This window comes from Chryseobacterium contaminans, from assembly GCF_001684955.1.
Classification (GTDB): domain Bacteria; phylum Bacteroidota; class Bacteroidia; order Flavobacteriales; family Weeksellaceae; genus Chryseobacterium; species Chryseobacterium contaminans.
Genome location: NZ_MAYF01000301.1, coordinates 70,226 through 92,189, shown reverse-complemented (window position 1 = coordinate 92,189; position 21,964 = coordinate 70,226). Strand labels below are relative to the sequence as shown.

Annotated in this window: 18 protein-coding genes and 1 pseudogene; 12 read left to right on the top strand and 7 right to left on the bottom strand. The window is 37.0% G+C overall.

Features of this window, described 5'->3' with window-relative positions; genetic code table 11:
• Window positions 1–422: integrase core domain-containing protein (locus BBH99_RS14565; RefSeq protein ID WP_165601952.1), on the top strand; the 422-nt coding region annotated here is incomplete at its 5' end.
• Window positions 423–471: 49 nt separating this feature from the next.
• Here the strand turns inward: BBH99_RS14565 and BBH99_RS14560 are convergent.
• Window positions 472–2,739: an aconitate hydratase gene (locus tag BBH99_RS14560; RefSeq protein WP_066697094.1), complete on the bottom strand. Its 2,268-nt coding sequence runs from the start codon at window positions 2,737–2,739 to the stop codon at window positions 472–474.
• 315 nt (window positions 2,740–3,054) lie between these two features.
• Complete coding sequence (locus BBH99_RS14555) at window positions 3,055–5,838, bottom strand: bifunctional aconitate hydratase 2/2-methylisocitrate dehydratase (protein WP_066697092.1); 2,784 nt, start codon at window positions 5,836–5,838, stop codon at window positions 3,055–3,057.
• Between the two features lie 291 nt (window positions 5,839–6,129).
• On the opposite strand from BBH99_RS14555, the gene BBH99_RS14550 reads away from it, so the two are divergent.
• The 10 genes and pseudogenes from BBH99_RS14550 to BBH99_RS14510 all read left to right on the top strand — a co-directional run bounded on the left by BBH99_RS14550 (window position 6,130) and on the right by BBH99_RS14510 (window position 16,321).
• Complete coding sequence (locus tag BBH99_RS14550; RefSeq protein ID WP_066697138.1) at window positions 6,130–6,903, top strand: WG repeat-containing protein; 774 nt, start codon at window positions 6,130–6,132, stop codon at window positions 6,901–6,903.
• A 317-nt stretch (window positions 6,904–7,220) separates the two neighbouring features.
• Window positions 7,221–9,338: a TonB-dependent receptor gene (locus BBH99_RS14545; RefSeq protein ID WP_066697133.1), complete on the top strand. Its 2,118-nt coding sequence runs from the start codon at window positions 7,221–7,223 to the stop codon at window positions 9,336–9,338.
• Window positions 9,339–9,518: 180 nt separating this feature from the next.
• A complete protein-coding gene (locus BBH99_RS14540; protein WP_066697090.1) occupies window positions 9,519–10,271 on the top strand; it encodes an HU domain-containing protein in 753 nt (250 codons plus the stop codon).
• The gene (locus BBH99_RS14535) at window positions 10,259–10,810 is read left to right on the top strand and encodes an acyl-CoA thioesterase (RefSeq protein WP_066697088.1); all 552 of its coding nucleotides are present in this window, start codon (window positions 10,259–10,261) and stop codon (window positions 10,808–10,810) included. The genes BBH99_RS14540 and BBH99_RS14535 overlap by 13 nt, the downstream gene beginning before the upstream one ends.
• A gap of 163 nt (window positions 10,811–10,973) precedes the next feature.
• Window positions 10,974–11,278, top strand: a pseudogene (locus BBH99_RS22995) (GxxExxY protein).
• Between the two features lie 44 nt (window positions 11,279–11,322).
• Window positions 11,323–12,252, top strand: coding sequence for a 2-hydroxyacid dehydrogenase (locus BBH99_RS14530; RefSeq protein WP_066697086.1), 930 nt, complete (start codon window positions 11,323–11,325; stop codon window positions 12,250–12,252).
• A 53-nt stretch (window positions 12,253–12,305) separates the two neighbouring features.
• Window positions 12,306–12,668, top strand: a complete 363-nt coding sequence (locus tag BBH99_RS14525; RefSeq protein WP_066697077.1) for a hypothetical protein — start codon at window positions 12,306–12,308, stop codon at window positions 12,666–12,668.
• A gap of 123 nt (window positions 12,669–12,791) precedes the next feature.
• Window positions 12,792–14,054 carry a serine hydrolase domain-containing protein gene (locus BBH99_RS14520; protein ID WP_066697075.1) on the top strand — a complete coding sequence of 421 codons (1,263 nt, stop codon included), beginning with the start codon at window positions 12,792–12,794 and terminating at the stop codon, window positions 14,052–14,054.
• 25 nt (window positions 14,055–14,079) lie between these two features.
• Window positions 14,080–15,858 carry an Ig-like domain-containing protein gene (locus tag BBH99_RS14515; protein ID WP_066697073.1) on the top strand — a complete coding sequence of 593 codons (1,779 nt, stop codon included), beginning with the start codon at window positions 14,080–14,082 and terminating at the stop codon, window positions 15,856–15,858.
• 4 nt (window positions 15,859–15,862) lie between these two features.
• The gene (locus BBH99_RS14510) at window positions 15,863–16,321 is read left to right on the top strand and encodes a heme-binding domain-containing protein (RefSeq protein ID WP_066697072.1); all 459 of its coding nucleotides are present in this window, start codon (window positions 15,863–15,865) and stop codon (window positions 16,319–16,321) included.
• A 194-nt stretch (window positions 16,322–16,515) separates the two neighbouring features.
• Here BBH99_RS14510 and BBH99_RS14505 read toward each other — a convergent pair whose 3' ends face one another.
• From BBH99_RS14505 to BBH99_RS14485, 5 genes are all read right to left on the bottom strand, one after another.
• A complete protein-coding gene (locus tag BBH99_RS14505; RefSeq protein WP_066697070.1) occupies window positions 16,516–17,028 on the bottom strand; it encodes an NUDIX hydrolase in 513 nt (170 codons plus the stop codon).
• A gap of 32 nt (window positions 17,029–17,060) precedes the next feature.
• On the bottom strand, window positions 17,061–17,981 hold the full coding sequence (gene xerD / locus BBH99_RS14500) for a site-specific tyrosine recombinase XerD (protein WP_066697068.1): 921 nt from the start codon (window positions 17,979–17,981) through the stop codon (window positions 17,061–17,063).
• A 6-nt stretch (window positions 17,982–17,987) separates the two neighbouring features.
• Window positions 17,988–18,410, bottom strand: coding sequence for a deoxycytidylate deaminase (locus BBH99_RS14495; RefSeq protein ID WP_066697066.1), 423 nt, complete (start codon window positions 18,408–18,410; stop codon window positions 17,988–17,990).
• Between the two features lie 50 nt (window positions 18,411–18,460).
• Window positions 18,461–19,228 carry an enoyl-CoA hydratase/isomerase family protein gene (locus tag BBH99_RS14490; protein WP_066697064.1) on the bottom strand — a complete coding sequence of 256 codons (768 nt, stop codon included), beginning with the start codon at window positions 19,226–19,228 and terminating at the stop codon, window positions 18,461–18,463.
• 105 nt (window positions 19,229–19,333) lie between these two features.
• Window positions 19,334–20,821, bottom strand: coding sequence for a catalase (locus tag BBH99_RS14485; RefSeq protein ID WP_066697062.1), 1,488 nt, complete (start codon window positions 20,819–20,821; stop codon window positions 19,334–19,336).
• A 134-nt stretch (window positions 20,822–20,955) separates the two neighbouring features.
• On the opposite strand from BBH99_RS14485, the gene BBH99_RS14480 reads away from it, so the two are divergent.
• A complete protein-coding gene (locus BBH99_RS14480; protein ID WP_065400946.1) occupies window positions 20,956–21,906 on the top strand; it encodes a LysR substrate-binding domain-containing protein in 951 nt (316 codons plus the stop codon).
• Window positions 21,907–21,964 lie beyond the last annotated feature (58 nt).

The following is a 21,964-nucleotide window of genomic DNA, read 5'->3' as shown; positions in this document are numbered from 1 at the left end:
GAAAGATAATGGGATATTCATTAAGTTCAAATATGAACACTGAAAATGTTGCAAAAGCTTTAAAAATGGCAATAAAAAATAGAAGTTCAAGTGATCCATTAATCCATCATTCAGACAGAGGTTTGCAGTATTGCTCTGGTTACTACCAGAAAATACTGAATAAGAATGAAATCAAACCGTCAATGACTGATGGTTATGATTGCTACCAAAATGCACTGGCAGAAAGGATTAACGGAATATTGAAACAAGAATTCCTTTTTTACAAAACAAAGAATATGAAAGATCTAAACTCATTAGTAAAAGAAAGTATTTATCTTTATAATACTAAGAGACCACATTTAAGCCTTAATATGCAAACTCCAGATAAAGTGCATAAAAAATCCGAAGAAATAAAACATCTCTCCGGATCAAATATTGTTTAATTTATGTCAACCTATTTTAGGACGACTCAATCGATCTAACAATTAATTCTTATTTCTCTTGTTGTTTAATCAAGTTCAGTGCAGAGCCAGCTTTGAACCAGTCAATCTGCTGATCGTTGTAAGTGTGGTTTGCCATAATGATGTCTTTAGTTCCATCTTTGTGGATGAATTCTAAAGTCAGTTGTTTTCCCGGAGCAAACTGGTCAAGGTCTAAGAAGTTAACGGTGTCATCTTCCTGGATTTTATCATAATCTGCCTCATTAGCAAAGGTTAATGCAAGCATACCTTGTTTTTTAAGGTTGGTTTCGTGGATTCTCGCAAATGATTTTACCAATACAGCTTTTACACCAAGGTGTCTAGGTTCCATCGCCGCATGCTCTCTTGAAGAACCTTCACCGTAGTTTTGGTCCCCTACAACAATAGTTGGAACACCTGCTGCTTTATAAGCTCTTTGTACAGCAGGAACTTCCCCATATTCACCCGTTAATTCGTTTTTAACATGGTTGGTTTCCATATTGTAAGCGTTTACAGCTCCAATCAGCATGTTGTTTGAAATATTGTCTAAGTGACCTCTGTATTTCAACCATGGTCCAGCCATAGAAATGTGGTCAGTAGTACATTTTCCGAACGCTTTGATCAATACTTTCGCTCCTGTAATATTTTTGCCGTCCCAGGCAGGGAATTCCTCTAATAACTGAAGTCTGTCTGAAGTAGGACTTACGTTAACAACTACTTTAGAACCATCTTCAGAAGGAGCCTGATATCCGTTGTCATCCACAGCAAATCCTTTTGCAGGAAGTTCATATCCTTTAGGCTCGTCAAGTTTTACCTGCTCACCGGCTTCGTTCGTTAAAGTATCTGTAATAGGATTGAAATCTAATCTACCAGAGATGGCCACAGCAGCTACCATTTCAGGAGAAGCTACAAATGCATGGGTATTTGGATTACCATCAGCTCTTTTTGCAAAGTTTCTGTTGAAAGAGTGAATAATAGAGTTTTTCTCCCCTTTATCTGCTCCTTCTCTGTCCCATTGTCCGATACAAGGACCACAAGCATTGGTAAAGATTCTTGCGTTTTCAAATTTTCTGAAAGAATTTAAGAAACCATCTCTTTCTGCTGTGAATTTCACTTGCTCAGAACCAGGGTTGATTCCTAAAATTGCTTTAGGTTTTACTCCTTTTGATACTGCATCTTCTACAATAGAAGCCGCTCTTGATAAGTCTTCATAAGAAGAGTTGGTACAAGAACCAATCAATGCCCACTCAACCTCTAAAGGCCAACCGTTTGCTTCCGCTTTAGCTCTGAATTCAGCAACTGGAGTCGCTAAGTCCGGAGTGAAAGGCCCGTTTAAGTGTGGAGTGAGTTCAGAAAGGTTAATTTCAATTAATTGGTCAAAATATTGTTCAGGATTAGCGTATACCTCAGCATCTCCTGTTAAGTGTTCTGCAATTTTATCAGCTGCATCTACTACATCCTGTCTTCCGGTAGCCGCAAGATATCTTCTCATAGAATCATCATACCCGAAAGTAGAAGTGGTGGCTCCAATTTCAGCACCCATATTACAGATGGTACCTTTACCTGTTGCAGAAAGAGATTCTGCCCCTTCACCGAAATATTCCACGATGCATCCGGTACCTCCTTTTACAGTAAGGATTCCTGCCACTTTTAAGATGACATCTTTAGCAGAAGTCCATCCGTTCATTTTACCGGTTAATTTAACCCCGATAAGTTTAGGCATTTTAAGTTCCCACGCCATTCCTGCCATTACATCTACTGCATCAGCACCACCTACACCAATGGCAACCATTCCTAGTCCGCCAGCATTTACGGTGTGAGAGTCGGTCCCAATCATCATACCTCCAGGGAAAGCGTAATTTTCCAATACAACCTGGTGAATGATCCCTGCTCCCGGTTTCCAGAACCCGATTCCGTATTTATCACATACAGAACTTAAGAAGTTGAACACCTCAGAGTTTTTGTTGATCCCTTCCTGTAAATCTTTATCAGCACCTACTTTAGCCTGGATCAGGTGATCCGCGTGAGCTGTTGATGGAACAGCCACTTTAGCTTTTCCAGCCTGCATGAATTGTAAAAGCGCCATCTGCGCAGTGGCATCCTGCATAGCTACTCTGTCCGGTGCAAAATCTACATAAGAGTTTCCTCTTTCATATGCCTGTGTAGCATTTCCTTCCCAAAGGTGGGTGTAAAGAATTTTTTCTGAAAGGGTAAGAGGTTTTCCCACAATTTGTCTTGCTGCTGCAATTCTTTCAGGGTAACGCTCATACACTTTTTTGATCATATCAATATCAAAAGTCATATCGTATTTAGTTTTGTTCTTTTTCCATTAAAGTTCCCTTTCTCTTATATCGGAGAAAGAAAATCGTTTTTTATACATCAAAAAACGTTCCTATAATCCATAAATAGGGCGATTTTGATTCTAAAACCAAGAGATTTTATAACTTTCAATTTAAGAAAAAATAGATTCTGTTTTCTCGATTTTCTCGGAAAAAAATTGTATTTAACTTAAAATAGAACGATTCTAAACAAAAAAATGGAAGATTTTAAATCCTAAAGGACTAAAATCTTCCATTCATATGATTTCAATGGCCTTACGACCTATTTATCAATTCTGTTAGTGTACACTTGTGCTTGTTAATTCCTTGATAGAAGGTACAAAAGTGGTTAGGTCAATACCTTCAACAGCTGTTTTATATTCTTCAATGCTTGGAATTCTTCCCATGATCGCAGAAAGAACAACAACCGGAGTTGAAGCCAATAGAGATTCTCCTTTTTTACGTTCAGAATCTTCTACAACTCTTCCCTGGAATAAACGTGTTGAAGTTGCTAAAACAGTATCTCCTTTCGCTGCTTTTTCCTGGTTACCCATACAAAGGTTACATCCAGGACGCTCAAGGTACATTACATTTTCGTATTGGGTACGAGCTTCACCCTTTGGAGCATTGTCGTTGAATTCAAATCCTGAGTATTTCTCTAATAATTCCCAGTCACCTTCAGCTTTTAACTCGTCAATGATGTTGTAAGTAGGAGCAGCTACAACTAATGGAGCGCTGAATTCTACTTTACCATTTTGTTTTTCAAGGTTTCTCAACATCTGGGAAACAATCTTAAGGTCTCCTTTGTGAACCATACAAGATCCAACGAAACCAAGGTCCACTTTTTTCTCACCACCATAGTAAGAAAGGTCTCTGATGGTATCGTGGGTATATCTCTTGGAAACATCTTCGTTGTTTACATCCGGGTCAGCAATCATAGGCTCTACAATTACATCAAGATCTACAACAACTTCAGCATAATATTTAGCGTTAGCGTCTGGAGTAAGCGCAGGTTTTTCACCTGACTTGATCTCTTCAATTCTCTTATTAGCCTTATCAATTAATCCCTGAAGAACTTTGTTATGGTTATCCATTCCTTTATCAATCATAATCTGGATTCTGCCTTTAGCAATTTCCAATGATTCGATTAGGGTATTGTCTTCAGAAATGTTGATAGATGCTTTAGCCTTCATTTCAGCAGTCCAGTCTGTAAATGTGAATGCCTGGTCAGCAGGAAGTGTTCCGATATGAACCTCAATGATTCTTCCCTGGAATACGTTCTCTCCTCCGAATTGCTTCAACATCTGAGCCTGAGTAGCGTGAACCACATCACGGAAATCCATGTGAGGTTTCATTTCCCCTTTAAAAGTTACTTTTACAGATTCCGGGATCGGCATAGAAGCTTCACCGGTAGCTAATGCAAGAGCAACTGTTCCGGAGTCAGCTCCGAAAGCAACCCCTTTAGACATTCTTGTGTGAGAGTCACCACCAATGATGATTGCCCATTCGTCTACAGTGATATCGTTAAGAACTTTGTGAATAACGTCAGTCATTGAGTGGTATTCACCTTTCGGGTCACGGGCTGTGATTAATCCGAAATCGTTCATGAATTTCATTAGCTTAGGAATGTTAGCCTGAGCTTTTTTATCCCAAACTGAAGCGGTGTGGCATCCTGATTGGTACGCACCGTCAACCGTTGGAGAAATTACAGTTGCTGCCATGGATTCAAGCTCCTGAGCAGTCATAAGACCTGTTGTATCCTGTGAACCAACGATGTTAACTTTTACACGAACGTCGGAACCAGCATGTAATACTTTTCCTGGTGTTGTTCCTACAGCATTTCTGTTGAAGATTTTTTCAACAGCTGTAAGACCTTGTCCTTCGTGAGAAATTTCTTTTGATGGAGCAAAAACAACCGGAGCTTCAATACCTAAAGTCTGAGCCGCAAATGTTTGTAATTTCTTACCGAATACAATGGCGTAAGATCCTCCGGCTTTGATGAATTCCATCTTTTGTGGAGTGAAAGACTTCGTAAGGTCGATAAGTTCCTGATCTCCGTTGTATAATTTCTTTTCTTTTGTATTAATCGTTAAAACAGTTCCTGTGGCTACTGAATAAGCTTCTTCAAGAACTACTTCTCCTGCTTCATTACGAATAGGGTTTCCGTTTTCGTCTACTTTCTTCACCCAGTTCTTAAGGTCAATACCGATACCTCCGGTAACGTCAACTGTAGTAAGGAAAATTGGAGAGATACCGTTTGTACCCCCTACAATAGGAGCGATATTCACGAAAGGTACATAAGGGCTGGCTTGCTTACCAGTCCATAGAGCCACATTGTTTACCCCTGACATTCTGGATGATCCTACACCCATTGTTCCTTTTTCAGCAATAAGCATAACGCTTGCATCAGGATGTTGTGCCTGTAGAGCTTTGATTTCTTCCTGAGCTTCAGGAGTAATCATACATTTACCATGAAGTTCACGGTCTGATCTTGAGTGTGCCTGGTTACCCGGAGAAAGTAAATCGGTAGAAATGTCTCCTTCACCGGCGATATAAGTAACTACTTTAATTTCTTCAGCTACTTCAGGAAGTTTAGTGAAAAATTCAGCTTTTGCGTAGCTTTCTAAAATTTCTTTAGCAATCGCATTTCCACTGTTATATGCTTCTTTTAAACGGTTGGTATCTGCTTCATAAAGGAAAACCTGAGTTTTAAGAACGTCTGCAGCTTGTTGAGCAATGGCAGCATCGTTACCTAAAGCCAGATCTAATAATACTTCGATGGATTTACCTCCTTTCATGTGAGATAATAATTCGAAAGCAAAAGCCTGAGAGATTTCTTCTACTACGGATTCACCCAGAATGATTTCTTTTAAAAATTTAGCTTTTACACCAGCTGCGCTTGTAGTTCCTGGAAGGGTGTTGTAGATGAAAAATTTAAGAGAGTCAGCTCGATCTGCATTACCAGAGTCTTTGATTTGTGCGATAATTTCGCTTAGTAATTCTGCACTGTCAATTGGCTTTGGATGAAGCCCCTGGCTTTTTCTTTCTTCAATCTCTTTAATGTAATCCTTATAAATATTCATAATAGAAGTCTTTCAATATTAAAGGTAGAATATTTAGCTGCTCTTTACTGGTCTGTATAAAATACAGTTAATGACATTTTGAGATCTCGCATATGATGCAACATTACCCGAATAAGGTCAGCATAATCTACACTCTTTTTTAAAAGTTTTTTAAATTATTAAACAATTCAAAATGTTGCCCAAAATTACGAAATTTTACTATTTTATGAGAATGAATTTATTTAGATTCTTTATAAATATGATTTTGATAATTTCTATTTTTGGCCGTAATTTTGCAGACAAATGATGAATATGAAAAATATCCTGAATGTTTTGTGCGTTTTTATTTCGATTTTTGTTTTCTCTCAGACGAAATCTGTGAAGAAACCTGCTATTAAAAATGTACCGAAAACTACCATGAAAAAAGGGAAAAGTGTGGTCGCTAAACATAATCCTGATCTTGTTGTGATTAATGAAGATCTTCCACTTCTGATTCCTAAAAAGAAAGGAGATAGTTTTGGGTACGTGAATCAAAATGGAAAATACATCATTCAGCCTGAATATCATATTGCCGTATTCTTTTATGAAGATTGCAATCTCCTTAATTCTCCGAATGAAAAAGTGAGGAAATACGGGACAAAAGATTATGCAACGGTGGAAAAAGATATGATTTCTTACCGAATAGATCATTCGGGAAAAAGAGTGTATCAGTTTAAAGACTCTGATCTCGGAAAATGTAAATTTCAGGAGTATAAACAACAGCTTTTCCAGGCTTATGTTTTAAATGGTTTCTATGGAATCATTGAAAAATCAAAATTTGTCAATGCTGCAGATTATCGCCAATACCAGATTTACCCACAATATCAATATTTATACATCATGGAAGGTGATAATGTTGCAGATCCGATGATTGTGGCTTCAAATAACGATAAGTTCGGAGTTATTGATGTTAATAATAAAATTATTGTTCCTTTCGAATATGCCAATATTAAAAGAAACTTCAGCTGGAAGCTGGGGAAAATGTTTGAGGTAACTAAAGATGGTAAAAATTATTATTATATAGACGCGAATAATAAGACATACTAAATGATAAGTGCTTATTACTTATGAAGGTTTTATAACTCTAATTTTTCATATAATAAAATCTCCCTGTAAAACCTTTTCTTATCGTCTCACAACCAAATACCTCGCATCCCGAACCCCGTATCCCGAAAACATCACCATCTCATATATTTTTCGTAATTTCGCGGCTGAAATAAAGGGGTGCTTTAACAGGCTGAGATTATACCCACTGAACCTGGAACAGGTAATGCTGTTTAGGGACGTCAACTCTTCTTCGGGGTTGAATTTGTATAATATCTTATCGATCCCCTTTTATTCATTAAATGTTAAAGATTTATAGAATGAAAGGATTATTTTTTTTAGGGCTTAGTGTAGGCTCTGTGGCCTTTATTCAGGCCCAAAACACGGATTCTCTGAAGATCAGGGAAATAGAAGCGGTAAGCTTTACGAAAAGACTTCCTGTTGCAAAGGAAATTATCAACGTTCAGAAAGATTTAGACGGTAAAAACTTAGGGCAGGATCTTCCTATCCTTTTAAAAAATCAAACTTCAATCATTTCCACTTCAGATGCGGGAAATGGGGTAGGATATACAGGTTTCAGGATTCGTGGAGTTTCCGGAACGGCCATCAATGTGATGATGAACGGGGTTCCTTATAATGATTCTGAAAGTCAGGGAACCTTTTTTGTAAACGTCCCGGATTTGACAAGTTCTGCTTCTCAGATTGTGATTCAGAGAGGTGTTGGAACTTCCAATAATGGTGTTTCCGCCTTTGGGGCAAGTATCAACGTGATTTCAAAGGAGCCTGAAAAGAAGTTTTATTTTAAAACGGACGATAGCTATGGTTCTTTCAATACCTATAAATATTCAGCAGAGGTAGGCTCCGGAAAATTCTGGAAAAACCGACTTTCTGTAATGGGTAGATACACAAATATTCATTCTGATGGATATATAGACAGAGCTTCTTCTGATCTGCATTCTTACAATTTTACAGCTTTGTTTGAGGAAGGAAAAACCAAATTGCGTTTAATGGCTTTTGGAGGAAAAGAAAAAACCTATCAGGCATGGAATGGAATTAGCAGAGAGATGTGGGAAACGAACCCGAGATTCAACATTTCCGGTGCTATTAATGATACCAATGGGAATATAAAGGGTTTCTATGATAATGAAACGGATAATTACAGACAGAACCATTACCAGTTGCTTTGGGAACAGAAATTCAATGACCGCTGGAATTTAGAAACTACCTTTCATTACACCAAAGGAAAAGGATATTACGAAAACTATAAACAAGCAAGCTCTTTCTCAAAATATCATCTCCCAAATATTATTGAAGGCGGACAAACCATTACAAAGTCAGATTTCATCAGAAAAAAATGGCTGAATAATGATTTCTATGGAGTAGTTTCTACCTTGTATGGGAAATTTGAAAATCTTGATTTAAATTTTGGTGCGGTAGCCAATCAGTACTATGGAAGACATTACGGAAATGTTACCGGAGTGTTTTATCCGCAGATCCATGAAAGTGAATACTACAGAAACCGCTCCATAAAGAATGAAGTTTCCGGTTTTGCGAAGGCTTTATATAGAATGGATAATTTTGAATTCTTTGGTGATCTACAGCTTAGAAGTATCAATTACAATACGAAGATTATCATGGCTGGGGATGATGATGGAGCTGATCTGGATAAAAACTGGCTGTTCTTCAATCCAAAAGCAGGTGTGAATTATAAAATCAATGATGGGAAAATATTCCTGTCTTATGCTCATGCCCACAGAGAACCCAACAGAGCAGATATCATGGCCAACAATGATGTAAAGCCTGAAAAACTTCACGATTTTGAAGCCGGTTTTGAAAAACAGTTCGGACTTTTATCATTAACGGCGAATATTTATTACATGTATTATGTGAATCAGTTGGTTCTGAACGGGCAGCTTAACAGTGTGGGAGCGTTTATCAGAACCAATTCAGGAAAGAGTTACAGACGTGGAGTAGAGGTGGGCGCATTGGCTAAGCTTTCAAAACAATGGGAAGTTTCCGGAAACGTAACTTTAAGCCAGAACAGGAATGAGGACTTTAATGTGGAGGTTGGAAATGTTCCGGTAAGCCTTGGTAATACACAGATTTCATTTTCTCCGAATATGATAGCTAATTTGGGAGTAAGATTTAATCCAAATAAAAATTTCCAGTTCGCTTTAATGAACCAATATGTTGGAAAGCAGTACATGGATAATACAGAAGATAAAAACCTGGAACTTAAAGATTACTTACTGACAGATTTTAATGCACAGTATCAGTTTAAAATTGGCCACAATGATATTGCATTAAAACTATTGGTGAATAACCTGTTCAATAAAAAATACGTGAACAATGGCTCTGTTGCGGAAGACGGCAGCCCATTATATTTTGCACAGGCAGGAACCAACTTTATGTTTGGAATCAGCTGGAAAATTCAATAGATGGGAATAATGTAATTCCTGTAAATAAGGGGATTGCCAATTTATCCTGAAAGAAATCAGGGATCATGAACAATGAGCCTGTTTTAATATGAAATACTCAAAAGGCTGCTTTGGCAGTCTTTTTTTATATGCGTTAAATATCTTCAAAAAGTCATGAAAAAGTTATAAATTTGCTGCCAAATGAATATTTCAGCATACATTTTAGAATATTTAAAACAATATGGAACTGTCACGGTTCCAGGCTTTGGAGTGTTTTCTCTGAAAAATTCTAAAGCGGTTATCAATTCCGAAAACGGAAGCATCCTACCTCCTGCAAGCCAGATTGAATTTACAATTGACTATGAAGTGCAGGCTGAAGATCTTACCGTTTTTATCGCTAAAGAAAAACAAATGTCTGTGGAAGCTTCCAGAAGTGATCTGAAAATACAGACCGATTTTTGGAAGAAAAAGCTCCAGGCAGAACAGTTTCTTGAAATTCAGAATCTGGGAACGATCTTTATTGAAGAAGGGCATACTCATTTCAAAGGAAAAAGAGTAGAAGCAGGACGTCCGGACTTTTTCGGACTGGAAGAGATCAGATTCTCGGATATTAATAATGGCGAGAAAGTAAATACATCGGAAAACCGTGAAAAGGATTATAAGTTCAAAAAAACAATCCTTTGGTTCTTCCTGTTGATTATTCCGATTCTCGGTATTGCCTACTTCGCATTTACCCAAAAGGAACTTCTCTTCGGAAAGAAATCCTTTAATAAAGTGTCTGTACAGACTTCTACCCACAGAATTGTAAAAGATACGGTGAAGGTAATGGTACATACTCCTGAAACAGCTGTTTCAGATTCTCTGAAGAAAGATTCATTGATAAAACCTGCCGGAAAAACAACTAAAACAGTCCCGGCTGCTCCCAAAAACACTAAGAATAAATGGCAAAGATAAAAACAGCGTCAGAATCCCTGACCATTATGACCAATATCGTTCTTCCGAACGAGACCAACTCTCTAAGAAACCTTTTTGGTGGTGAACTTTTAGCAAAAATGGACAGATGTGCATCCATTTCTGCTGCAAGACACTGTGAAAGAAGAGTAGTAACGGCATCTGTAAACCACGTTTCATTTAATCATCCGATTCCTGAAGGAGGAGTTGTTGTTTTGGAATCTAAAGTTTCCAGAGCATTCTCTACTTCTATGGAGGTGTATGTAGATGTGTGGTCTGATGATCCGATTAATCAGAAAAAAATTCATACCAATTCTGGAATCTATACCTTCGTTGCGGTAGACGAATTTAACCGCCCGATTCCTATTCCTGATATGATCCCGGAAACAGAAGAGGAAAAAGAAAGATATGCCGCTGCATTCCGCAGAAAAGAACTTTCATTGATCCTTTCCGGAAGAATGAAACCTCTGGAATCTGTAGAACTTAAGAAGTTGTTCCAGGAACCACAGGAGCCACAACCTTCTAAGAAGGATAAAAAATAAAAAATATAAACACTAATAACACAAATGTTCGGCACAAATTTTCACAAATGATTTGTGCCGGATAAGATGAAAAAAATTATACAATGGATATTTCAGAAAATGATATTTCCAGACTTGTTTATGAAGCAGGTTACAGGTTCATAAAGCTTTATGTCCCGGACTTTTGGAAAGTGCTTATGAAGAATGCCTATTCTATGAACTGAATAAGCATGATATTCTTGTAGAAAGGCAAAAACCTATGCCATTGGATATGAAGAGGTGAAGCTAGATGTTGGTTACAGACTTGATTTTTTGATTGAGAACAAGTTTGTATTAGAGATAAAATCTATAGAATCATTGAACGATATCCATTTGGCACAAATTCTAACCTATCTTAGATTAAGTAACTGTAAACTTGGTATGTTAATTAACTTCAATACACTCCAATTTAAAAACGGAGTAAAAAGAGTTATTAACGGTGCCTTTTAATTTGTGTTATTTGTGAAACCAATTAGCGTCATTTGTGTTTAAATATGAAAATTCTCCTTTTAGATAAAAATCACCCTCTTATCACCGAGCAGCTTTTAGCTAAAAATTTCATTTTGGAAGAAGATTTTACTTCCACTTATGATGAGGTTTGTGATAAAATCAAAAATTATGATGGGATCATTATCAGAAGCCGCATCCCTTTAGATAAAAACTTTCTTGAGCAGGCACAAAATCTGAAATTCATCGCAAGAGTAGGAGCGGGAATGGAAAATATCGATATTCCTGTGGCTGAAAAATTAGGCATTCAATTAATCAATTCTCCGGAAGGAAACAGGGATTCTGTTGCAGAACACGTTGTTGGAATGCTGCTGATATTGATGAACAGGCTTTTCATCGCTTCTCAGGAAGTCAAGAAAGGGATCTGGAAGCGTGAAGAAAACAGAGGAGATGAATTGTTAGGGAAAACAGTTGGGTTAATCGGATATGGAAATATGGGAAAAGCTACGGCTAAAAGGCTTTCAGGTTTTGGTTGTAAAGTGATCTTCCATGATATTCTTCCCAACCTTTCCGATGAGTTTGCTACTCAGGTTACTTTAGACGAACTGAAGCAGTCTGCAGAAGTATTGAGCCTGCATATTCCTTTGACTTCTGAAACACATTATCTTATTGATGAAACCTTCATTTCTGAAATGAAGAATGATTTCTATTTTGTGAATACAGCAAGAGGAAAAAATGTAGAAACTAAAAGTTTAGTGGAAGCATTGAAATCAGGAAAAGTAAAGGGTGCTTGTCTGGATGTATTGGAATATGAAAAGTCCTCTTTTGAACATCTTGAAACGGAAAATGAAGACTTGAAGTATCTGCTGGAATCAGAAAAGGCTTTGGTAACACCGCATATTGCAGGCTGGACTCATCAGAGTAAAGAAAAATTAGCTCAGTTTATTGTAGATAAGATTGTAGCTTCATATTGCTAGAGCCATTTTTTCGTTGTTATTTTGTACTTTTATGCATAAATACAGATGAATTTATGACCTGGACGCCTATAACCATTGAGGAGATTTTTGAAAAGATTCACTCAGCAGAAAATGAGTTGCGTGGTGATCTTCTGAATTTTTGGGATTTGATTAAAATAGATCCTGAAAAATGGGTTGAAGAAGAGTATGGTAAAGAAGGTGGTGGATTTTGGGTTGTGGGACTTATTGGAAGAAGGGTGATTTATTATAACGATATTGAAGAAGGGTTTAATATCTCAGATTATACAACATACGGAATCATTGATGATTATGTTTGTAATCAGGATGATTTGTATTTTACCATTTTGAATATGTTTAGTCTTATCACTTTTGGAGGAAGAATAACAGGGCAGGCTGGCCCGCCAATAAATTTGTAAATTAACTTATTCCTTTTTATTTTTTATACTTCATTCTCATTATGTTAAATTATTCATAATGTGCCCTTCATATTTACAATTTATTTTCGACTTTTATTAAATTGCCGCTCATTTTTGAATCTTATGAAGATGCGTAATTTAGTACTTGCTGTAACGGTTGTTTTATCCCTTTTTTCTTGTAAAAATAAATCTGAATCCAAAGTGGCTTCAGCTGAAAATACAACCAACCTTCCCAACTATGGAAGTGTTGATTTAAGCCAGGTTTTTACCAAAGAAGACGGGCTGCTTTCTAATAAAGAATCTATAACAAGTTATATTGGCCAGTACTATAAGAAAATATGGGAAGGAGGTGACCTTAGCGGTGGAATTTTAGTGGCTAAAGGAGATGAGATTTTATATGAAAACTACAGAGGTTTTGGAAGAGAAGGCAATCAGATGCCAATTGGCAAAAATACACCATTACACGTAGCTTCAGTTTCAAAAACATTAACGGCAATGGCCATGATGAAGCTGGTAGAAGCAGGGAAAATAAAGCTTACAGACCATCTAACCCAATTCTTCCCTGGCTTTCCTTACCCGAATGTAACCGTTCAGACTTTATTGGATCAAAGAAGCGGATTACCGAAATACGAATACTTCATTACCAAAATACAGCCTGCGCCGGCAGAACTATCCAAACAGTTTATTACCAATCAGGATGTATTGAATATGATTATCAAATATAAGCCGGACCTGGCCAGAGATACGGATACCGGATTTATGTATTGCAATACAAACTTCGCCCTGTTAGCTTTGTTAATTGAAAAAGTAACGAAAACTCCTTTTCCACAGGCAATGAAAGAAATGGTTTTCACTCCATTGAAAATGAATAACTCTTACATCTTTCAGGAAAAAGATATTCCGACTGCTTCACAGTCTTTCTATTATGGCGGTAATAAATTATATCCTTTAGACCGTCTGGATCTCATTTATGGAGATAAAAATGTTTATACTACACCAAGAGATCTATATAATTTCTCAAAAGCCATGTTCTCAAAAAATTTCCTTAAACCGGAACTGATGCAGATGGTATTTACCCCTTACAGCAATGAAAAGGCGGGAATGAACAATTATGGTCTTGGTTTTAGAATGAAAATTTTTGATAACGGAGAAAAATTGACGTATCACAACGGATGGTGGCACGGAACCAACTCTGTATTTGCTCACCTTTTAAAATCTAAAGTTACCATTGTTGCTATTGGAAACAAATATTCAGGAAAAGTTTATACAGCACTTGCATTATCCGGATTATTTGAGAATTTCCCTTTACAGCAGGAAAAACTTCAGACTGTAATGAACGATAACAAAGATAGTTTGAACAGCGGACACGAAGTTTTTGGAGAATAATGTTTACTTTTGCTTAAACATTTTCATGAGAAGATTTCTTTTATTATTGGTTATCTGTTTTCTTGTGCATTCCTGTGCAAGGGTAGGATCGCCTGTTGGTGGTCCAAAAGATACACTGGCTCCAAAGTTTTTAAGTTCAAATATTGATACCACAAGGATTAATGTAAGAAGAGATATCCGCGAGCTTCGTCTGGATTTTGATGAGTACGTGACCCTAAAGGATATCAATAAAAATCTTATTATTTCTCCACCCATCAAGAATATCAAGAGAATTCTGCCATCGAATATTGCGAATAAATTTGTGCTGATTCAGTGGACGGATACTCTTCAGGCCAATACTACCTATAATTTCAATTTTGGAAACTCTATTGCGGATAATAACGAGTCTAATATTCTTCGCTATTTTAATTACGCTTTTTCTACAGGAGATAAACTGGATGATCTGTATATCAGTGGTGAGGTTAAAGATGCCATGCAGATCAGAAAGAAAACCGGTACTAATGAAAATAAACTTGTAGTTGGGCTGTATCAGGTAAAAGATACGATGAACTATAAGCAAAAACCCTATTATATTACCAAGGTAGATGATGACGGATATTATGAACTGAATTATCTTTCTCCGGGAAAATATAAAATCATTGCTTTCGAAGATGAAAACGGAAACTCTGTGTACGATCCGGGAAAAGAAAAGATAGGATTTAAAAAAGAAGCTATTGATTTTTCAAAATCAATTTCGGGGCTGAACTTAAGTGTTTATCCATCTAAAAAACCTGTAAAATACTCTGAGATGAAGGAAGTTCCTGGTGGGGTTCTTATGACATTTGAGGGTCATCCTGATGAGGTAAAAGTACAGTCACTGAATGATAAGCTTAAAGATATAAAAGTAACACATACTCCCAAATCAGACTCTGTAAGAATCTGGTTTGATGCGGTGAAGAATAATATCGGGCAGGAAACCACTGAAAAACTATTATTTAGTCATAATATTGGATCTAAAAAAGATACCGTTTATTCAGTTTCTTTGTTTTATAAGTACAATAAGAAAAACGCAATGGACGTTTTCAGCGATAATGGAGGGGGATCATTGCCTCCGAAATCTGATTTTAAAATTTCATCCAATTACTTTATAGATAAAATTGATCCTTCAAAATGGAAGCTGGCTGTTAAAGGAGATTCTTTGAATGCCTTACCGTTTACGGCTAAAATTTCAGAAACCAATCCTTATCAGATTCATGTGAACGCTGATTTTATCAGTGGGAAAGATTATCAGCTTACCATTCCTAAAGAAACAGTTTCTTCTTTTTATGCGAAGAACGCACAATCTAAACGTTTTGATTTCACTGCTGATAAAGTAGAGCAATTTGGTAGCTTAGAATTTACCCTTTTAAATGCTCCTGCGTCTAATTACTGGATTCAACTCTTGGATTCTTCAGATAAGGTAATTTATCAGAGATATACCAAAGGAGATAAAGTGAAATTTGATATTCTAAGGCCTGAAGAATATGTTGTTAGGATATTAGTGGATAATAATAATGACAAGTATTGGGATGAAGCCGACTTTTCCACTGAAACATTTGCGGAGGATGCATATGTTTTCTATAAAAAAGCTCTGGTTAAAGCTTTATGGGAGACAAGAGAAGAATGGGATCTTAAAGATACCAGAACACTTGATAATCCTAAGGGCACACCACCACCACCGGCACCAGTTACTCCTGCTGTTTCTGAAGAAAAGGATAAAGCTGTGCTTCAGGAAACTAAAAAAGAGCTGAAATCCGAAAATGCAGTGATAACTCCTGTAAAATAGAGCTATGAAGACGGCAAAAAAAATAATCTTATGGACTCTTGTAGCCTTTGCTCTTATCCAGTTGATTCCAATTGATCGGGTCAATAAACCAGTTGATTCCAAAGTGAACTTTGTTCAGATGAAACAGACTCCTGAAAAAGTAAGTACGCTTCTTAAGAATGCCTGCTATGACTGTCATTCCGATGAAACGGTTTATCCCAAATATGCTTATGTAGCCCCAATTTCATGGTCTGTAAAAAGCCATGTGAACGACGGACGTCAGCATCTTAACTTTTCTGTTTGGGGTAATTATAACAAGGAATTAAAAGAGAATATGCTTGATAGGTCTATTGAGGCTCTTAAGCATAAAACAATGCCGTTGCCTGGTTATATTGTTTATCATGATGAAGCTAAACTTACAGAGGCAGAAAGAGCATTGCTGATTCAGTATTTTGAAGAAATGCTGAAATCTAAAACATATTAATTAAAAATATATTCCCACAGATTTCTCAGATCATCACAGAACGTATATAAAATATATCTGTGTAATTCGTGAAATCTGTGGGAAAATTTTTTCCAACATAAAAAAACTCCCGCAGATTTTACAAAATAAGCAGTGGATAAAATCCAATAATCTGCCGCATCTGCAAAATCTGCGAGAGCATATATTTACAAAAATTATTTCTTCAGATAATCCTCAAAAAACCTCTTCTGAGAATCAAACGCAATCTCATCAAGACTTAGTTCCTGTAAAGGAATCCAAACCGCTTCAGAGATCTCTGAAAGCTCAAGACTTACCTCAAACTTCTCCGGAACATTGTATTCATAAAAGAGGTCAATTGTATTATAATCAATTTCTTTGTACTGATAGATATTCGGAAGGCTGGTAAGGTATCTTAGATTAGAAATATCAATGTTAAGCTGAAGTTCTTCAAAAAGCTCCCTCTTACAGGTTTCTTCTGCACTTTCTTTAGGGTCAACAAAGCCTCCGGCAAGATCAAGTTTCCCTTTTTTAGGATCCCTGTTTCGTCTGGTAAGGTAGATTTCGTCACCACATCTGATAACAACCGCTACCGCGCCTGCTACATTGTTATACAGCGTAAAACCACATTTAGGGCAACTCCATTTCTTCTCATTATCCCAATGTAAGGTCTCTTTGCCACAACTTGGGCAATATTTCAATACTTTCATTCTTCTTAATTATTTTCAAGGTAAGCTACATCTTAACTTCCCTGAGTAATATTGATATTTCTCGGGTGATAGCTTAAGATAACATCCCTTAGCTCTTCTGTCTTCAGGTGCGTGTAAATCTCTGTGGTGGTAATGCTGGAATGCCCCAGCATTTCCTGAATGTAACGAAGATCTGCCCCATTCTGAAGCAAATGTGTTGCAAAAGAATGTCTGAAGGTGTGAGGAGAAATCTTTTTGTTCACCCCTGCTTTGTCCGTAAGTTCTTTAATAATAAGGAATACGATAACCCTTGACATGGAAGTTCCACGGCTGTTCAGGAACAGCGTATCTTCATATTTCTTATTGATTTTTCCTTTAGAACGTACCTCCTTGATATAGCTTTCCAGTAACTCAGCTGTATAATCAGCCAAAGGTACAAAACGGGTTTTATTTCCTTTTCCGTTTACCTTAATATATTGTTCTTTAAAGTTGATATTGGAGATCTTCAGGTCAATTAATTCAGATACACGGAGTCCGCAACCATAAAGTACCTCTATGATACATTGGTTTCTTTTTCCGAGATCTGTATTGGCCTCAATGGCAGCAATGATTTTATTGATATCCGGCAGGCTTAATGTATCCGGCAGATACAGTCCCAGTTTAGGTCCTTCAAGTAACGCTGCAGGGTTATCTTCACGATATTCATCTTCCAACAGAAATTTGAAGAAGGCTTTAATGGAAGATATCCACCTTGCCTGTGATCTTTCACTGAATTTCTGCTTAGAAAGATTGAAAATGTATTCCTGCAGGTTTTCGTAACCGATAGAATCTGGGCCGATGTTTTCCAGATCTTCTTCTGCGTAATCTTTTAGTTTTTTAATATCCCGAACATAGGCGTCGAGCGTATTGTCTGAAAAATTTCTTTCGAAGCGAAGAAATATTTCAAAATCTTTGATCTTTTCATCCCAAGTCATTTGTGCTTATTTTTTTAGTTCACAGTCCGATATTTGTTCTATTTCAATGTTATGGCCTCTCAGGAACGATATCCCATCGTCATCTGAATACTCATTAATATACACCAGTCTTGTAATACCTGCCTGAAGGATCAGCTTACTGCATTCCTTGCAGGGCGACAATGTCAGATATAACGTTGCTCCTTTTGCAGATTGTGTAGAAGCGGCCAGCTTTAATATAGCGTTGGCTTCTGCATGCAATACATACCAGTGCGTTTTTCCCTCTGCATCTTCACAGCAGTTTTCGAATCCCATAGGAGTTCCGTTGTAACCATCTGAAATAATCATCCTATCTTTTACGATAAGAGCTCCTACCTGTTTTCTCTTACAGTAGGAGAGTTTTGCCCATTCCTGGGCCATTTTTAGATAAGCTTTGTCAAACTTATTCATACCGCAGCATTAGTTTTTTCGAAATAATTTGGATTAAAATCTTTGAAAGATTAGAAGTTCGGCTTTCTTTTCTCCAGGAAAGCAGTTACTCCTTCTTTCTTATCGTCCATTTCGAAAAGTTCCCCGAAATATTTAATTTCAGTTTCAAAACCTTTCTCCGTGTCAGATAAATTAACGGCGTTTATAGCCTTTGATATTGCCATAGGTGAATTATGGGCAATAGTGTTCGCTAATTCTTTCGTTTTGGTTAATAATTCTTCAATAGGGTATACTTCATTTACCAGTCCGATCTCTTTTGCTTTTTGAGCAGGGACCATTTTGGCAGAGAAGATCATTTCGTTGGCAATACCTTTTCCGACAAGTTTTGGAAGCCTTTGAGTTCCTCCGTATCCTGGAATTAATCCCAGTGTTACTTCAGGAAGCCCTAATCTGGCGTTCTCCGATGCGTATCTGATATGGCATGCCATGGCAAGCTCTAAACCTCCTCCTAATGCAAAACCGTTTACGGCTGCAATGACAGGTTTGGATAGGTTTTCGATTTTGTTGAACAATGTATTTTGTCCGTTTCTTGCAAGTTCCTCAGCTTTTTCCTGTCCGAAGTCACTGAATTCCTTGATGTCAGCTCCAGCTACAAATGATTTTTCTCCGCTGCCTGTCAGGATAATTACCCGGCAGGAAGGATCGGAATCAAGCTCATCCAGTGCAGTGCTGATCTCCTGAATCGTCTTTGCATTCAATGCATTTAAACTCTCAGGTCTGTTTATGGTAATGATAGATAATTTATCTTCCTTTTTTAATAATATATTCTCGTAACTCATTTTTCCACTTTAAAATATCATCCCTCGCAAATTATGAATTTTTTACAAAAAAAAGGAAAAAATATTATTTTTTTTTCCTTTTTTTTGATTTATTGTTCAATATGATTATTTGGAATGATTCATCATATTTGCATCAATATTGATATTTAGTTGTGAAGCTACTTTCATGCCAAGCTCAATGTTGGCGCGGAAAAAGTGACATAATTGTCTGTTGATGATTTCTTCTCTTTTAGGTCCTGTAATTCCCTTCATACTGCCTACAATATTTTGAATCAGATTATTTCTGTCCTCAGCATTCATTGCTTTTGAGTAAAGAAGCCCAGGTTGGGTATAATGATCACTGTCATTATCATTTCTGTTGTAGTTGGCAACATGGGCGCTATCTAATTCATACTCATAGTTTTTGTAAGAAGCATCCGGTGTGATATCATCAAAACTGTTAGGATAATAATTCGGTTTATCCTGATAGTGGCTTGAATCTGCCATATAACCGTCTCTCTGATAGTTGTTAACAGCGAAAGGACATCTGTTCACTTCCAGTTGATGAGCATTGACCCCAACTCTGTATCGGTGTGCGTCCGGATAGGAGAATAATCTTCCCTGCAGCATCTTGTCCGGAGAGAAGCTGATTCCATTGATAAGGCTGCTTGGTGAGAATGTAGATTGTTCAACATGGGCAAAATAGTTGACAGGAACCTCATTCAATTCCATTTCCCCCACTTCAATCAATGGGAAATCATCATGGAACCATACCTTTGTGACATCAAAAGGATTCCATCTGAAATCTTTTGCCTGTTCTTCGGTCATTACCTGGATATACATCGTCCATTTTGGGAAATCTCCGTTTTCAATAGCATTGCAAAGATCCTCCTGAGCAAAATCAGGATTTTCTCCTGCCATTTTTACTGCTTCTGCGTCTGTGAAATTTTTCACTCCCTGTTTAGTTTTGAAGTGGAATTTCACCCATACTCTTTCGTTTTTATCATTAATCATAGAGAAAGTATGAGATCCGAAGCCGTGCATATGTCTGTAGCCATATGGAGTTCCTCTGTCTGACATTAATATAAGAACCTGATGAAGTGATTCCGGGTTTAAACTCCAGAAATCCCACATCATCGTAGCGCTTTTCAAATTGGTTTTCGGTACTCTTTTTTGGGTATGAATAAAATCCGGGAATTTTTTAGCATCCTTAATAAAGAATACAGGAGTGTTATTTCCTACAAGATCCCAATTTCCATCCTCAGTATAAAATTTTAATGCAAATCCTCTTGGGTCTCTTGCGGTATCTGCGCTTCCTTTTTCACCACCTACTGTGGAGAAGCGGGCAAACATTCTGCAGGAGTTTCCTACTTTTGAGAATAATTTAGCCTTAGTATACTGGCTGATGTCATGGGTTACAGTAAAAGTTCCGTACGCTCCGCTTCCTTTGGCATGTACAATTCTTTCAGGGATCCTTTCCCTAACGAAGTGTGCAAGATTTTCCTGAAGAACAAAGTCTTGCAGCAATACCGGGCCTCTTGGTCCTACCGTCTGGGAATCCTGATGCTCAAAATAAGGTGCGCCGTTGCTTAACGTTAATTTTTTAGAATCCATATGTTCATGATTTGAATTATTGTTCTCGTCTTTTTCTAAATCGAATTGTAAAGGTAGTAATTATCAAATTTACTTGAATTTTTAATTGCTAATAACAAAAACGTTATATCTTTGTAATAGATAATATTAATCAAATGAACATTCAGCAACTGGAGTATCTTATCGCTGTTGATAAGTATAAACATTTTGGAAAAGCAGCCCAGGCGTGCTTCATTACCCAGCCAACCTTAAGTGCCATGATACAGAAATTTGAGGATGAATTGGATGTGAAGGTTTTCGACAGAACTACACACCCGATCCGTACTACAGATGTAGGGCTTCAGATCATTGATCAGGCGAAGGTAATTATTGAATCTGTCAATGAGCTGAAAAACAAGGCCAACCTGTTGAATAACATTTTAGGAGGAACCATCAACCTTGGAATTATTCCTACTGTTTCTTCATTTATTTTACCTACTGAGATCTTTAAATTCCTTGAGGAAAATCCGAAGATCCAGATGAATGTAAAAGAAATGACAACGGATAATATTATTAAAGCTTTGAAAGCAGGAGAACTGGATGCGGGAATTATTTCTACTCCTTATGATACTGCTGATGAGTTTTACCAGGATTTCTTATTCAATGAAGAATTAATGATCTACAGTTCGAACACGGAAGCGAACAAAAAGAACGCTTATATTATCCCTGAAGAACTGAATGTAGAAAAAGTATGGCTGCTTGAAGAAGGTAACTGCCTTAGAAATCAGTTCGAAAACATCTGTCATCTGAAAGAAAATACTTTGAAACCTAAAAATTTAGATTTCTTAGCTTCCAATATCCAGACCCTGGTGCATATGGTAGACAAAGTAGGTGGGATCAGTATTCTTCCGGAATTGGCTTTAAGCCAGCTTTCTGAAGAGCAGAAGAAGAATGTCTTTAGATTCAAAAAACCTTTCCCATACAGAGAGATCAGTATTATTTATTATAAGCCGACCTTTAAGCAAAAGATTATTGACGAATTATCACATTCTATCAAAAATTCTTTAGAACTTAAGCTGAACTATCACGAAAGTCCGAAAGAATTTGTAAGCATAAAGCCACAGTAAGCAAGAAGCTTTAAAGTGATATAAATCATTAATTTAAAGAAAATTATAATTAGTAAAC

Bases quoted from the DNA above. Each gene is read 5' to 3' on its own strand.
- BBH99_RS14560 (WP_066697094.1), bottom strand. From the start codon at position 2,739: ATGACTTTTGATATTGATATGATCAAAAAAGTGTATGAGCGTTACCCT.
- BBH99_RS14555 (WP_066697092.1), bottom strand. From the start codon at position 5,838: ATGAATATTTATAAGGATTACATTAAAGAGATTGAAGAAAGAAAAAGC.
- BBH99_RS14550 (WP_066697138.1), top strand. From the start codon at position 6,130: ATGAAAAATATCCTGAATGTTTTGTGCGTTTTTATTTCGATTTTTGTT.
- BBH99_RS14545 (WP_066697133.1), top strand. From the start codon at position 7,221: ATGAAAGGATTATTTTTTTTAGGGCTTAGTGTAGGCTCTGTGGCCTTT.
- BBH99_RS14540 (WP_066697090.1), top strand. From the start codon at position 9,519: ATGAATATTTCAGCATACATTTTAGAATATTTAAAACAATATGGAACT.
- BBH99_RS14535 (WP_066697088.1), top strand. From the start codon at position 10,259: ATGGCAAAGATAAAAACAGCGTCAGAATCCCTGACCATTATGACCAAT.
- BBH99_RS14530 (WP_066697086.1), top strand. From the start codon at position 11,323: ATGAAAATTCTCCTTTTAGATAAAAATCACCCTCTTATCACCGAGCAG.
- BBH99_RS14525 (WP_066697077.1), top strand. From the start codon at position 12,306: ATGACCTGGACGCCTATAACCATTGAGGAGATTTTTGAAAAGATTCAC.
- BBH99_RS14520 (WP_066697075.1), top strand. From the start codon at position 12,792: ATGAAGATGCGTAATTTAGTACTTGCTGTAACGGTTGTTTTATCCCTT.
- BBH99_RS14515 (WP_066697073.1), top strand. From the start codon at position 14,080: ATGAGAAGATTTCTTTTATTATTGGTTATCTGTTTTCTTGTGCATTCC.
- BBH99_RS14510 (WP_066697072.1), top strand. From the start codon at position 15,863: ATGAAGACGGCAAAAAAAATAATCTTATGGACTCTTGTAGCCTTTGCT.
- BBH99_RS14505 (WP_066697070.1), bottom strand. From the start codon at position 17,028: ATGAAAGTATTGAAATATTGCCCAAGTTGTGGCAAAGAGACCTTACAT.
- xerD (WP_066697068.1), bottom strand. From the start codon at position 17,981: ATGACTTGGGATGAAAAGATCAAAGATTTTGAAATATTTCTTCGCTTC.
- BBH99_RS14495 (WP_066697066.1), bottom strand. From the start codon at position 18,410: ATGAATAAGTTTGACAAAGCTTATCTAAAAATGGCCCAGGAATGGGCA.
- BBH99_RS14490 (WP_066697064.1), bottom strand. From the start codon at position 19,228: ATGAGTTACGAGAATATATTATTAAAAAAGGAAGATAAATTATCTATC.
- BBH99_RS14485 (WP_066697062.1), bottom strand. From the start codon at position 20,821: ATGGATTCTAAAAAATTAACGTTAAGCAACGGCGCACCTTATTTTGAG.
- BBH99_RS14480 (WP_065400946.1), top strand. From the start codon at position 20,956: ATGAACATTCAGCAACTGGAGTATCTTATCGCTGTTGATAAGTATAAA.